Here is a 13,856-nt window from a genome sequence, read left to right on the forward strand (position 1 = left end):
ATGACCCACGCCGAACCTGCACGCCCCCTCGCAGCCAAACCAGTCGACCTGGACTCAGGCTACGCCATGGATGCCAAGACCCTGCGCCGCCTCGCCCTGTTCGCCGCCGTGCTGCTCTGCATCGCCCTGGCTTTCGGACTGTACTGGCTGCTGCAAGGACGCTTTCTGGAAACCACCGACAATGCCTATGTGCGCGCCGATATCGTCGAGGTCTCCAGCCAGCTTGCCGGGCGCATCACGCGCGTACAGGCGCAGGACAACCAATGGGTCGAGGCCGGTGATGTGCTGGCCCGCCTCGACGACGCCGACTACGTCTATCAGGAGCAGCGCATCCAGACGCAGATCAACGACCTGCAGGTTCAGTTGCACAGCCTGTCCAATCAGCAGGCGCAGCAACAGGCGCGAATCGAGGCGCAGGCCGCCGAGGTTCAGGCCGGCAGCGCCGAACTCGGTCGCCAGCAGGACAATCTCGAACGCCTGCGCGCCCTGCGCCGCAACGGCTTCGTCTCGGAGGAGCAGTTTTCCAGCCTCAGCGCCAATGTCGCAGTAGCCCGCGCCAACGTCGACAAGGCCAAGGCCGGGCTGAAGGCTTATCACCTAGAACTCGAGCAGCTCGATAATCGCCGCCAGCAATTGCAGAATCAGCTCGACGGCGCCCACAACGACCTGGCCCAGGCACGTCTGAACCTGGCCCGCACGCGGATAGTCGCGCCGATCGCCGGACGGGTCGGCAACCGCTCGCTACGCGAGGGGCAGTACGTGCGTCCGGGCGAGGCGCTGCTCGCCCTGGTGCCACGCGAGCTTTGGGTGCAGGCCAACTTCAAGGAAACCCAGGTCGCGCGCATGCACCCACAGCAAAAGGTCGAGCTGCGCTTCGACGCCCTCCCCAACCTGCGCCTGCAAGGCACCCTCGATAGCCTGTACCCGGCCACGGGCGCCGAATTCAGCCTGCTGCCGCCGGACAACGCCACCGGCAACTTCACCAAGGTGATCCAGCGCGTGCCGGTGAAGATCCGCCTGCCGGAAAACATTCCCGAACTGGAGCGCATACGCCCAGGCATGTCGGTCATCGCGACGGTGGACAGCCGTGACTGAGCAAGCGCTGGCGCAACGCGAGCCCAGCCTGCGCGACTGGATCGCAGTGCTCAGTGCCATGCTCGGGGCCTTCATGGCGGTCATCGATATCCTCATCACCAACGCCTCGCTCAAGGAGATCCAGGCCGCCCTCGGCGCCACCATCAGCGAAGGCTCGTGGATATCCACCTCTTATCTGGTCGGAGAGATCATCATCATCCCGCTGACGGTCTGGCTGACCAACCTGTTGGGCGCGCGCCGCCTGACCGTCTGGCTGTCGATCGGTTTCATCGTCTCCTCGTTACTCTGCTCGCACGCCTGGTCACTGCACAGCATGATCGCCTTTCGTGCCATGCAAGGGCTGTGCGGCGGCGCCTTCATTCCGCTGGCCTTCAGCATGGTGCTGACGCGCCTGCCGCCCCATCGCCGCCCGATCGGCATGGCGCTGTTCGCCGTCACCGCCACCTTCGCCCCGGCCATCGGCCCGTCCATCGGCGGCTGGCTGACGGAGCACCTGGGCTGGCAATACCTGTTCTACATCAACCTGCCGCCGGGCCTGCTGATGATCTGCGGGCTGCTCTACGGCCTGGAGAAACGCGCCATCGACTGGCGGCAGATACGTCGTGCCGACTACGCCGGTATCTGCAGCATGGCGCTCGGCCTGGGCTGCTTGCAGGTATTTCTCGAGGAGGGTTATCGCAGCGACTGGTTCAGCTCACGATTGATCGTGGTGCTGGCACTGATCGCCTTCGTCAGCCTGGGCTGCTTTCTCATCATTCAGCTATCGCGCCAGCATCCACTGCTCAACCTGCGCATTCTCGCGAACCGTAACTTCGCCCTCAGTTGCATCGCCACCGTGGGCCTGGGCATCGGCCTGTATGGCTCGATCTACGCGCTGCCGCTGTATCTGTCGCAGATTCAGAATTACAGCCCGCTGCAGATCGGCGAGCTGATCATGTGGATGGGCCTGCCGCAATTGGCGCTGATCCCCTTCGTGCCGCTGTTGATGCGCTTCATCGACCCACGCCTGCTGTGCGCCATAGGTTTCATGCTGTTCGGCTATGCCAGCTTCATCAGCGGCTCGCTCAACCCCGACCTGTCAGGCCCGCAGCTACTGCATATCCAGCTAATCCGTGCCATCGGTCAGCCGCTGATCCTGATCACCTCGTCGCTGATTGCCACCAGTTACATCGAACACAAGGACGCGGGCGACGCCTCGGCGCTGTTCAATATCCTGCGCAATCTCAGCGGTGCGATCTTCATCGCCCTGCTGATGACCATGCTGCAGAACGACACCAGCCGCAATTACCAGTACCTCGGCGAATCGCTCAGCAACCTCAACCCTCAGGCCCTGGAGCGACTCGAATGGCTCACGGAAAAACTCGGCAGCACGCAGCGCGCCCTCGCCGTGCTCAGCCAGGAAACCCGCGAGCAGGCCTCGATCCTTGCCTACAACGAGGCCTTCCATATCATGGGCTGTGCGCTGGTGATCAGCGTGGTGGCAATCCTGTTTACCCGCCGCCTGCCGCCAGGCCTGAAGCCTGGAGAGGTGCATTGAAGCAAAGCGGGATCATGGCGATCGTCAGGCTGGGCTATACCTGTCACCAAGCTTGTGATCACAGTCCCCCTTATGGCTTACTCGACGCAGTAAAGCATCGGCAGCGACAGCCGGGTTCACGGAGTGCGTGTAGTGCAGCGATTAGTCTTATCGATCGTCCTGCTGCTCGGTCTGGTGGCCGCTGCGTGCGCAGCTCCTGCCGTGCTGGACGACAATAGCAGCGGCCATTCGCTGAACGGCTACATCGAGCTTCTGGAAGATGTCGGCGGCCGGCTCAGCATCGCCGACATGGCCGACCCACTGGTGCAGAGCCGTTTCCAGCCGGGCAAGGGCCGTGCCAGCGTCGGTCAGAGTCTCAACCCCTGGTGGATCAGGCTCAGCCTGCAACGCGAGACTACTGCCCCCTCACGTTGGGTACTGGAAGTCGGCTCGGTCACCCAGCTCGACCTGCAGCTCTATCAGGCCGATGGCCAGGGCGGCTGGCACCAGCGCCAGGCTGGTGAGCGCGTGGCCTTCAGCGAGAGTCGTGACCACCCTTACCGGCGCATGGTGTTCGATCTACCCGAAATCGGCGAACAACCGAGCACCTTCTACCTGCGCGCTTTCGACCCCGCCGGCAACTCCTTCCCGCTGCGCATCTGGCAACTCGATGACCTCACGCAACTGGCCGTGCGCGAGAATCTGGGGCTTGGCGCCATCTACGGGGTAGTCTTCGCGCTGTTGCTGTACAACCTGTTCATCCTCATCTCGCTACGCGACAAGGCCTACTTCTGGTACGTGCTGACCACCGCCTTCGCTCTGCTCTTCATCATGAGCATGACCGGCCATGGCGCGCAGTACCTGTGGCCGAACCATCCGGTGCCGGCCTGGCTCGACCGCATCACCCTGCCCTCGCTTTGGGGGCTGTGCGCCAGCCGCTTCACCCAGACCCTGCTGCAGACGCGCATCCATGTGCGCTGGGCGCATCACCTGCTGAACATGGCCTGCGTGGTCTACCTCATCGCCATCGCCCTGACCCTGTTTGAACACCGCTACCTGGCTGCCTGGGCCATCGCCCTGCTGTCGCTGACCAGCATCCCTGCGGCACTCGGCAGTGCCATAATTCGCTGGCGCCAAGGCTTCTTCCCGGCGCAACTGTATCTCTATGGCTATGGCCTGGTGCTCGGTGGCGTGGCCATTCTGCTGCTGCGCACCACCGGCGTGCTGCAACCGGCCGAATGGAATGCCTATGTGTTCCCACTGGCGGTGGCAGCCGAATCGATCCTGTTCTCCTTCGCCCTCGCCTACCGCATCCAGATCCTCAAACAGGAGCGGGCCGAAGCCCTGCAGCAGGCCGACCGCGAGAAGACCGCACGCCTGGCACAGTTGCAGGCCAGCGCAGAAGAGCTGCAGAACGCCGTGACCGAGCGCACTGCCGAACTGGCGGCGACCAATGCCCAGTTACGCGAACGTGAGCGCGAGCTGCAGCATGCGGCCTTTCATGATCCGCTGACCGAACTGCCCAACCGTCGCTACCTGGTCGAACGCTGCGAATCGGCCCTGGCCCATGCCGAACGACACAAGGAGAGCGTCGCGCTGCTGCTGATCGACCTGGATCACTTCAAGCCGATCAATGACCGTTTCGGCCATGCCGCCGGCGACCTGATGCTGCAGGTGATTGCCAAGCGCCTGCGCGAACATGTTCGCGCAGGCGATGCGGTGGCCCGCCTGGGTGGTGACGAGTTCGCCGCGCTGATCTGCGGCAACGACGCCGAGAACCAGGCCCGGGAGATCGCCCAGCGGCTGCTGGCAGAGCTGTCCGAGCCGGTGCATTACGGTGCCGAACGTCTGCGCGTGACCATCAGCATCGGCGGCGCCCTGTACCCGCGCCACGCGAAGAACTTCACAGGCCTGTACAAGGCCGCCGATCAGGCGCTGTATCGGGTCAAGGAGCTGGGCCGTTCGGGCTCGCGCATCTACGGCGACGATGGCGAGCTCAGCGAACAGGCCTGCCTGCAGCTCGACGTGCTCAAGGTGCCGAGCGGCCTGGCCTAGGAGTGCATCAGGGCTACATCAACTCAACCGATATAGCGCCGGGGCACGCGTGTGGTGACCTTGGTCAGCAGTTCGTAGCCGATGGTGCCGCAGGCGGCTGCCACCTCATCCACCGGCAGGTTCGCGCCCCATAGCTCCACTGGCGAATCGATGCCGGCTTCGCTCAGCTCGGTGATATCCACGGCCAGCATGTCCATCGACACCCTACCCGCCAGTGGCGCACGCTGCCCCTCGACCAGCACCGGCGTCCCGCTCGGCGCGTGGCGTGGATAACCATCGGCATAGCCGCAACTGACCGTTGCGATGCGCGATGGGCGCTCGGCAATCCAGGCGGCGCCATAACCGACACTCTCGCCCACTGCCACCTCACGTATGGCGATGACTCGCGCCGCCAGGGTCATGGCTGGCCTGAGGCCGAGATCATGGGCGCTGAGCTCAGCGAAGGGGGTGGCACCGTAGAGCATGATGCCGGGGCGCAGCCAATCCATGTGCGCGGCGGGAATGGTCAGTACCGCCGCCGAGTTGGCCAACGAGCGATGGTTGAAATCCAGATCCAGCAAATCGAGGAAGCGCTCGACCTGCAATTCGGTGAGCGGATGGCCACGCTCGTCAGCGCAGGCGAAATGGCTGAGCAGGTTGAGTTCGGCAACCTGAGCAGCGTCCTGCAGACAGGCATGCCACAGACGCAACTCAGTAGGCTCGAACCCCAGACGGTGCATGCCGGAGTCCAGCTTGAGCCAGACGTTGAGCGGACGCGCTAATTCACTGGCGATCAGCGCCCTGGCCTGTGCCGCACTTTGCACCAGCAGATCCAGACCGAGCTGCGCCGCGATGGCGTATTCGCTGGACTCGAAGCAGCCTTCGAGCAGCAGGATGCGCGCCTCGCCGTGCATCGCCCGCACCTCAGCCGCCTCCTCCAGGCTAGCCACGGCGAAACCGTCGGCGACATCCTGCAGTGCCGTCACCACCTCCCGCACGCCGTGCCCGTAGGCATTGGCCTTGACCACCGCAAATGCCTGCCGCCCCGGCGCACAGCGCTTGGCAGCGGCGTAATTGTGGGCAATGGCGGCAAGATCGACGATAGCAGCAAGCGGACGCATGGGGAAAAGCCTGAACGAAAAAACGGGTGCCCATCTTAACCGTTGGGCACCCGTTTTCATTGAGCAGGATCAGCTACAGGCTGCAAGCTGCAAGCTGCAAGCTGCAAGCATCTAGCCCGCGACCAGAATCGGCAAACATGCCGTATCGCTTTTGGCTCTTACTTGTGGCTTGTGGCTTGAAGCTGCTTTATTCATCGTCGAACTGATAACTACCCGGTGCCAGATTCTCGAAGCGCGAATACTTGCCAAGGAAGGCCAGGCGCACGGTGCCGATGGGGCCGTTACGCTGCTTGCCGATGATGATCTCAGCCACGCCCTTGTATTCGGTTTCCGGGTGATACACCTCGTCACGGTAGACGAACATGATGATGTCGGCGTCCTGCTCGATCGCTCCGGATTCACGCAGGTCGGAGTTCACCGGACGTTTGTTGGGGCGCTGCTCCAGCGAGCGGTTGAGCTGCGACAGGGCGATGACCGGGCAGTTGAACTCCTTGGCCAGAGCCTTGAGCGAGCGCGAGATCTCGGAAATCTCGTTGACCCGGCTGTCGCCGCTGGAGCCGGGAATCTGCATGAGCTGCAGGTAGTCGACCATGATCAGGCCGATCTCGCCGTGCTCGCGAGCCAGGCGTCGGGTACGGGCGCGCATTTCGCTGGGGGAGATCCCCGCCGTATCGTCGATAAACAGCTTGCGGTCGTTGAGCAGGTTCACCGCACTGGTCAGACGCGGCCAGTCGTCGTCGTCGAGTTGGCCGGCACGCACCTTGGTCTGGTCGATACGCCCCAGCGAGGCGAGCATACGAATCACGATGGACTCCGAAGGCATCTCCAGCGAGTAGACGAGGATCGCCTTGTCACTGCGCATCAGGGCATTTTCCACCAGGTTCATGGCGAAGGTGGTCTTACCCATGGACGGACGGCCGGCGACGATCACCAGATCGGCAGGCTGCAGGCCGCTGGTCTTCTCGTCCAGGTCGTCGAAGCCGGTGGACAGACCGGTGATCGCATCACCCATGTTGAACAACTGGTCAATGCGGTCGATGGCCTTGACCAGGATATCGTTGATGCCCACCGGGCCACCGGTCTTGGGCCGGGCCTCGGCGATCTCGAAGATCTTGCGTTCGGCCTCGTCGAGAATCTCCTCGCCGGTGCGACCTTCAGGCGCGTAGGCGCTGTCGGCGATCTCGTTGCTGATGCCGATGAGCTGACGCAGCGTGGCGCGCTCGCGAATGATCTGCGCATAGGCCTTGATGTTGGCCACCGATGGCGTGTTCTTCGCCAACTCGCCCAGATAGGCGAGACCACCGACTTGGGAAAGCTGCCCCTCCTTGTCCAGTTGTTCGGAGAGGGTCACCACGTCGAAGGGGTGGTTACGCTCGGCCAGCTTGTAGATGGCACGGAAGATCAGGCGATGGTCGTGGCGGTAGAAATCGCCATCGGACACCGCATCGAGCACGCGCTCCCAGGCGTTGTTGTCCAACATCAGGCCACCCAGCACCGCCTGTTCTGCCTCGATGGAGTGCGGCGGCACCTTCAGGGCAGCGGTCTGCAGATCGTATTGCTCGGGAATGCTGATGTCGTTCATAAGCTCGGGGCGCAAAGATACGGCGGTAGAAAAACAACGGGCACGTCACCGCTTGCGCAATGACGTGCCCGATTTTGGCAGACCGGCACCTGAGTGCAAGGGCTGCCATGACCACTGCTACAAGAGTCAGTTCGTGATCTGGCGAGCTAGAGCCCTGCAAGGCGAGAGTGGGTGAGCAAGCGCAGTTTACGAGTAGTAAATGAGCATTGCGAACCCACTTTCAACGCAGCAGAGCCGACGCGCAGCAGATCAGGGGCGGCTCTTAAGCAGCGACCACGATCACTTTCACGGTGGCTTCGACGTCGGTGTGCAGGTGCAGCGCAACGTCGTACTCGCCGACCTGACGGATGGTACCGTTGGGCAGGCGAACTTCGGCCTTGGCCACTTCCACGCCGGAGGCGGTCAGGGCGTCAGCGATGTCGTGGGTACCGATCGAACCGAACAGTTTGCCTTCATCGCCAGCGACGGCGGTGATGGTGACTTCCAGCTCAGCCAGTTGAGCAGCGCGAGCTTCGGCAGAAGCCTTCTTCTCGGCAGCGGCTTTTTCCAGCTCGGCGCGGCGGGCCTCGAATGCAGCCACGTTCTCAGCGGTAGCAGCGGTGGCCTTGCCTTGCGGCAGCAGGTAGTTACGGCCGTAACCGGCCTTGACGTTCACTTTGTCGCCCAGGTTGCCCAGGTTGGCGATTTTTTCCAGCAGGATGACTTCCATTTGGGTCTTACCTCTTAACTTTTAACCTTCACCGTCCGTAGAGCCTGGGCCGTTCTTGCGCGCCAGGCGACCACGGAAATCAAACAGACTGTCGACGATGGCCAAGACCACCAGAAGCGGATAGATCAGCTGCATGAACAGCAGGAGCGTGATGTACATGCCCACCAGCCAGAAGCGAGCGAGCCCCCCCTTGTCCACCAGGCCGTGCACCAGGGCAATCCCGGCGAACAGCAACGGCACGCTACACAACGGCGTGAGCATGGCCAGTTGCGGCCCCAGATTGGGCCCCAGCAGCATGCCCGCCAGCAGCAACGACGCCTGCGGCAGCGACAGTCTCAGTTCGCGGAACTCGCGACCGAAACCGCCTGGGTTGTACAACACGGCCTGCCAGTAACGCCCAAGAATCAGGCTCAGCAAGCTGAGGATCTGCAGCAGAGCCGCCAGCAATCCGGTCAGCACCGGTGCGATCAAGGCCTCGAAGCGCTCGCGCTCGCTCACCGTCATCTGCTGGTGAGCCCCCTCGAACATGGTCGGCAGCAGCTTTTGCAGCTCACCGGCCATGGCCGCGATGGGTTCGCGGAACACCGCCCCAAGAACCAAGCCATACACCAAGCCCAGCGCCACACTGCACAGCAGTATGCGGCTCCAGGACCAACTGGCGCGCAACAACAACGCCAGGCTCAGCGCACCGACGAGCACCAGCAAGGTGCGCGGTTCGCCGAAATACCACCAGGCAATCGCCGGTAGCATGGCCCAGGCCAGGATGCCCAGGGCATCACTGGCTCCGCGCCGCAGCAGCACCAGGCTGCCGGCAGCGGCACTCAACCAGAACAACAGCGGCATCGCTGCCGATCCCACCACCACGAGGGTGGCCTGCATGCGGCCGCGCATGATGTATTCAGCCAGGGCACGCATGTGATCTATTCCTTAACGCTTGTCGACTGTCCGATCTCAGCGGCCGTGGCTGTCGGTGTAGGGCAGCAGGGCCAGGAAGCGGGCGCGCTTGATAGCGGTGGCCAGCTGACGCTGATAACGAGCCTTGGTACCGGTGATACGGCTAGGAACGATCTTGCCGGTTTCCGAGATGTAGGCCTTCAGAGTGTTGAGATCTTTGAAATCGATCTCTTTCACGTCTTCAGCGGTGAAACGGCAGAATTTACGACGACGGAAGAAACGTGCCATGTGATTGGCTCCTCAATAGATCCGTGAATTACTCGTCAGCGTTGTCGCTGTCGTTGCTGTCGCTGTCATCGCTGTCGTTGCTTTCAGCGTTTTCAGGACGTTCACGACGCTCGCGGCGCTCACTGCGGTTTTCTTCGGCCTTCAGCATCTCGGACTGGCCAGTGACGGCCTCGTCGCGACGGATGACCAGGTTACGGATCACGGCGTCGTTGTAGCGGAAGTTGTCTTCCAGCTCGGCCAGGGCCTTGCCGGTGCACTCTACGTTGAGCATCACGTAGTGGGCTTTGTGGACGTTGTTGATGGCGTAAGCCAGCCGACGACGGCCCCAGTCTTCCAGGCGGTGAATCTTGCCGCCGTCTTCTTCGATCAGCTTGGTGTAACGCTCGACCATGCCGCCGACTTGCTCGCTCTGATCCGGGTGAACCAGAAAGATGATTTCGTAATGACGCATAAATGCTCCTTACGGGTTGTAGCCTGCCAACTCAGGTGGTCAGGCAAGGAGTGGTTTTTTCTCGTGATGAGCTCACCGGCCGACAGGCGCAAAAAGGCCTGCCGTCACAGCAAGGGGCGCCATTCTAGAGAAGCCCCTAGCTGCACGCAAGGTGAATTGGTGAATATTTGAACAGAAGCTCCAAGCTCCAAGCTCCAAGCTCCAAGCTCCAAGCTCCAAGCTCCAAGCTCCAAGCTCCAAGCTCCAAGCTCCAAGCTCCAAGCTCCAAGCTCCAAGCTCCAAGCTCCAAGCGAATCAGGGTAAGAGCCGGCCCGGGACGATCAAGCGCTGCGCTCTTGCCTCTACTTGCGGCTTGCAGCTTGAAGCTTGCCGCTGCTTCTCTGGCGCACCGCCTCGAACAGGCAGACGCCGGTGGCGACCGAGACGTTGAGGCTGCTGACGCTGCCGCCCATGGGCAGCTTGACCAGGTAATCGCAGTGCTCACGGGTCAGACGACGCATGCCCTTGCCTTCGGCGCCCATCACCAGCACTGTCGGGCCGGTCATGTCGAGCTGATACAGCTCCTGCTCGGCCTCGCCAGCGGTGCCGACCACCCATAGCCCCTTCTTCTGCAGCTTCTCCAGGGTGCGCGCGAGATTGGTCACAGCCACCAGCGGGATGACCTCGGCCGCACCGCAGGCCACCTTGCGCACGGTGGCGTTGAGGGTGGCGGACTTGTCCTTGGGTACGATCACCGCCAGCGCGCCAGCGGCATCGGCGGTGCGCAGGCAGGCGCCCAGGTTATGCGGGTCGGTAACGCCATCGAGCACCAGCAGCAAGGGCACGCCCTCGCTGCGCTCGAGCAGCTCGTCGAGCATGTTCTCGCCCCAGACCTGGCTCGGGCTGACCTCGGCGACCACGCCCTGGTGCACGCCTTCGGCCCACTCGTCCAGCTCCTGACGCTCCTTGTGGCCGACCGGCACCCGGTACTGCGCCGCCAGTTCCAGCATGGGCTGGATGCGCGGCGCCTGGCGGCTCTCGGCCAGCCACAACTGCTTGACCCGTTTGGGGTGGTGGCGTAGCAGCGCCTCCACGGCATGCACGCCGTAGACCTTTTCCAACTGACTCATCGTTTCGCCTTACGCTTGCTCGGCTTGCTGGCGGCCGTCTCGGCCTTGCCCTTGGCCGCCGGGGCTCCCTTGCGATGGCCAGAGGCCTTGCTGGACGCTCCCTTGCCGCCGCTCTTCTTGGCGCTGTCGAGCAGCGCCTTCTTCACCTCGCGGCTCTTGTGCACGTCGGTATTGCCCATACCGCCACGACGCCCATCGTCGCCCTTGGTCGCCTTGCCCTGGCTCAACTCGAAGTCGATCTTGCGCTCGTCCAGATCGACGCGCATGACCTTGACCTCGACGCTGTCGCCGAGACGGAAGCTGCGGCCACTGCGCTCGCCGGACAGGCGATGATGAACCGGATCGAAGTGGTAGTAGTCCGCCGGCAATGCGGTGACGTGCACCAGCCCCTCGACATAGATATCGCGCAGCTCGACGAAGATACCGAAGCCGGTCACGGCGGTAATCACCCCGGCGAAGGTCTCGCCGACACGATCCTGCATGAACTCGCACTTGAGCCAGTTGACCACGTCACGGGTCGCCTCGTCGGCGCGGCGCTCGGTCATCGAGCACTGCTCGCCGAGCTTTTCCAGGGCGGCTTCGTCGTAGGGATAGATGCGCGCCTTGGGCATGCTCGCCGCGCCCGCACGCTCCACGTGCTTGGTTTCGCGCTTGGAGCGGATCACACTGCGAATGGCGCGGTGCACCAGCAGGTCGGGGTAGCGACGGATCGGCGAAGTGAAGTGGGTGTAAGCCTCGTAGTTGAGGCCGAAGTGCCCTTCGTTCTGCGCGCTGTACACCGCCTGGCTCAGGGAGCGCAGCATCACGGTCTGGATCAGGTGATAGTCCGGGCGCTCGCGGATGCTTTCCAACAGACGCTGGTAGTCCTTGGGCGACGGGCCGTCCTTGGGCTTGCCACGCTGCAGCGACAGGCCCAACTCTCCCAGGAACTGCTTGAGCTTTTCCAGACGCTCCGGCGGCGGGCCATCATGCACACGGTACAGCGAAGGAATGTCGTGATCCTGCATGAAACGCGCGGTGGCCACGTTGGCGGCCAACATGCACTCCTCGATCAGCTTGTGCGCATCGTTACGCTGGGTCGGGCGAATCTCGTCGATCTTGCGGTCGGTACCGAAGACGATGCGCGTCTCCTGCGTCTCGAAGTCGATGGCGCCGCGCTCGTGGCGAGCCGCGACCAGCACCTGATACAGCGCATAGAGCTGATTGAGGTGCGGCAGGACGTCCTTGTACTCGCTGCGCAGGGCCTTGCCCTCGCTGCTCTTGGGATCTTCCAGCATCAGACTGACCTTGTTGTAGGTCAGGCGCGCATGGGAGTGGATCACCGCTTCGTAGAATTTGTAGTCGACCATCTGGCCGCTCTTGGACATGGTCATTTCGCAGACCATGGCTAGGCGATCGACATGCGGATTGAGCGAGCACAGGCCGTTGGATAGCTCCTCCGGCAGCATCGGCACGACGCGCTCGGGGAAATACACCGAGTTGCCGCGCTCGACCGCCTCGGCGTCCAGCGCCGAACCAACCTTGACGTAGTGCGACACGTCGGCGATGGCCACGTAGAGCTTCCAGCCACCGGAGAACAGCTTCCAGCGACTGTTGTTCTTCTCGCAGTACACCGCATCGTCGAAATCGCGCGCGTCTTCACCGTCGATGGTAACGAAGGGCAGATGACGCAGGTCGACGCGCTTCTCCTTGTCCTTGTCTTCCACCTCGGGCTTGAGCTTGCGCGCTTCCTTGACCACCGCCTCGGGCCAGACATGGGGGATGTCGTAGCTGCGCAGCGCCACGTCGATCTCCATGCCTGGCGCCATGTAGTTGCCGATCACCTCGACGATGTCGCCCTGCGGCTGGAAGCGCTGCGTGGGCCAGTGGGTGATCTTGATCTCGACGAACTGGCCGACGCGTGCACCGGCGGTGCGACCGGGGGTGACCAGCACTTCCTGCTGGATCTTGGGGTTGTCGGCGACGACGAAGCCGATGCCGTTCTCTTCGTAATAACGGCCGACGATGCTCTCGTGGGCACGGCTGATCACTTCGACGATGCCGCCCTCGCGGCGCCCGCGCCGGTCGAGGCCAGCCACGCGCACCAGGGCACGGTCGCCATCGAAGACCAGGCGCATCTGCGCCGGGCTGAGGAACAGATCGTCGCTGCCGTCGTCCGGCACCAGGAAGCCGAAGCCATCGCGGTGGCCGCTGATGCGGCCGCAGATCAGGTCGAGCTTGTCCACCGGCGCGTAGGTGCCCCGACGGGTGTAGATGAGCTGGCCGTCACGCTCCATGGCGCGCAGACGGCGGCGCAGCGCTTCGAGCTGATCATCGGTATCGAGGCCGAACTCTTCGACCAGTTGCTCGCGGCTGGCAGGCGAACCACGTTCGGCCAGATGGGCCAGGATCAGTTCGCGGCTGGGAATGGGGTTGTCGTATTTTTCCGCCTCGCGGGCGGCCTCGGGATCGAGGGATTGCCAATCGGCCATGTAAGAAGGATTACCTATGCTTATGTATAGAGGTGTATGCCATCTGCCTATTGAAGCGCGAAAACGGCGTTCACGGCAGCTTTTCCGGCGACAATAATTTTTTCAGGGTCAGGGGTTTACAAGGTAAATGCCCGCCCGTATAGTTCGCGCCCACAGCGTCGAGGAGACGTTGTAACACGAAGCGGATGATGATTCATCGGTTTCAGTGCCCAGGTGGCGGAATTGGTAGACGCGCTGGTTTCAGGTATCAGTGGTGGCAACACCGTGGAAGTTCGAGTCTTCTCCTGGGCACCAAATTTCGTGAAGTGGTTTGATAAGCCATTTTGCAAATAACGGATGCAACGCTCCGTGTCGGCAACGACGAACATTGCAGTGTGCCCAGGTGGCGGAATTGGTAGACGCGCTGGTTTCAGGTATCAGTGGTGGCAACACCGTGGAAGTTCGAGTCTTCTCCTGGGCACCAAAATTCAAAAAACCGAGTCGAATGACTCGGTTTTTTATTGCCCCAAAGAAAGCTGCAAGCTGCAAGGCGGAGGGCCGCCCCCCCCTGCAAGCTGCAAAGATCAGCGTGTTTCGCGAGCCATTA

11 protein-coding genes and 2 tRNA genes are annotated in these 13,856 nt (G+C 62.6%); 5 read left to right on the forward strand and 8 right to left on the reverse strand.

The annotated features are described in order from the left end of the window. The 3 genes from PVE35_RS21875 to PVE35_RS21885 all read left to right on the forward strand — a co-directional run bounded on the left by PVE35_RS21875 (position 1) and on the right by PVE35_RS21885 (position 4,666). A complete protein-coding gene (locus PVE35_RS21875; protein WP_277372964.1) occupies positions 1–1,095 on the forward strand; it encodes an HlyD family secretion protein in 1,095 nt (364 codons plus the stop codon). Then, positions 1,088–2,632 (forward strand): DHA2 family efflux MFS transporter permease subunit, encoded by a 1,545-nt coding sequence (locus PVE35_RS21880; protein ID WP_268179187.1) that lies wholly within the window; start codon positions 1,088–1,090, stop codon positions 2,630–2,632. The genes PVE35_RS21875 and PVE35_RS21880 overlap by 8 nt, the downstream gene beginning before the upstream one ends. Positions 2,633–2,764: 132 nt before the next feature. Continuing rightward, positions 2,765–4,666 (forward strand): diguanylate cyclase, encoded by a 1,902-nt coding sequence (locus PVE35_RS21885; protein ID WP_277372965.1) that lies wholly within the window; start codon positions 2,765–2,767, stop codon positions 4,664–4,666. A 23-nt stretch (positions 4,667–4,689) separates the two neighbouring features. On the opposite strand, the gene alr is transcribed toward PVE35_RS21885, so the two are convergent. The 8 genes from alr to rnr all read right to left on the reverse strand — a co-directional run bounded on the left by alr (position 4,690) and on the right by rnr (position 13,270). Next, the gene (alr, locus tag PVE35_RS21890; RefSeq protein ID WP_277372966.1) at positions 4,690–5,766 is read right to left on the reverse strand and encodes an alanine racemase; all 1,077 of its coding nucleotides are present in this window, start codon (positions 5,764–5,766) and stop codon (positions 4,690–4,692) included. Between the two features lie 187 nt (positions 5,767–5,953). Continuing rightward, positions 5,954–7,348, reverse strand: coding sequence for a replicative DNA helicase (gene dnaB / locus PVE35_RS21895; RefSeq protein ID WP_268179190.1), 1,395 nt, complete (start codon positions 7,346–7,348; stop codon positions 5,954–5,956). A 262-nt stretch (positions 7,349–7,610) separates the two neighbouring features. After that, a complete protein-coding gene (gene rplI / locus PVE35_RS21900; protein ID WP_268179191.1) occupies positions 7,611–8,057 on the reverse strand; it encodes a 50S ribosomal protein L9 in 447 nt (148 codons plus the stop codon). A gap of 21 nt (positions 8,058–8,078) precedes the next feature. Further along, positions 8,079–8,972: a hypothetical protein gene (locus tag PVE35_RS21905; RefSeq protein ID WP_268179192.1), complete on the reverse strand. Its 894-nt coding sequence runs from the start codon at positions 8,970–8,972 to the stop codon at positions 8,079–8,081. A gap of 36 nt (positions 8,973–9,008) precedes the next feature. Then, positions 9,009–9,239 carry a 30S ribosomal protein S18 gene (rpsR, locus tag PVE35_RS21910; RefSeq protein WP_003246847.1) on the reverse strand — a complete coding sequence of 77 codons (231 nt, stop codon included), beginning with the start codon at positions 9,237–9,239 and terminating at the stop codon, positions 9,009–9,011. Between the two features lie 28 nt (positions 9,240–9,267). Then, positions 9,268–9,690, reverse strand: coding sequence for a 30S ribosomal protein S6 (gene rpsF / locus PVE35_RS21915; RefSeq protein ID WP_277372967.1), 423 nt, complete (start codon positions 9,688–9,690; stop codon positions 9,268–9,270). A 341-nt stretch (positions 9,691–10,031) separates the two neighbouring features. Further along, positions 10,032–10,799: a 23S rRNA (guanosine(2251)-2'-O)-methyltransferase RlmB gene (gene rlmB / locus PVE35_RS21920; RefSeq protein WP_268179193.1), complete on the reverse strand. Its 768-nt coding sequence runs from the start codon at positions 10,797–10,799 to the stop codon at positions 10,032–10,034. Then, positions 10,796–13,270 (reverse strand): ribonuclease R, encoded by a 2,475-nt coding sequence (rnr, locus tag PVE35_RS21925; RefSeq protein ID WP_277372968.1) that lies wholly within the window; start codon positions 13,268–13,270, stop codon positions 10,796–10,798. Before rnr ends, rlmB begins: the two co-directional genes overlap by 4 nt. 207 nt (positions 13,271–13,477) lie before the next feature. Between rnr and PVE35_RS21930 the strand changes: the two genes are divergently transcribed. Together PVE35_RS21930 and PVE35_RS21935 are read left to right on the forward strand one after the other, a co-directional pair. Next, a tRNA-Leu gene (locus tag PVE35_RS21930) sits at positions 13,478–13,564 on the forward strand. An 82-nt stretch (positions 13,565–13,646) separates the two neighbouring features. Further along, a tRNA-Leu gene (locus PVE35_RS21935) sits at positions 13,647–13,733 on the forward strand. The last annotated feature ends 123 nt before the right edge of the window (positions 13,734–13,856 follow it).

It is taken from the genome of Pseudomonas sp. AA-38 (assembly GCF_029457475.1).
Classification (GTDB): Bacteria; Pseudomonadota; Gammaproteobacteria; order Pseudomonadales; family Pseudomonadaceae; genus Aquipseudomonas.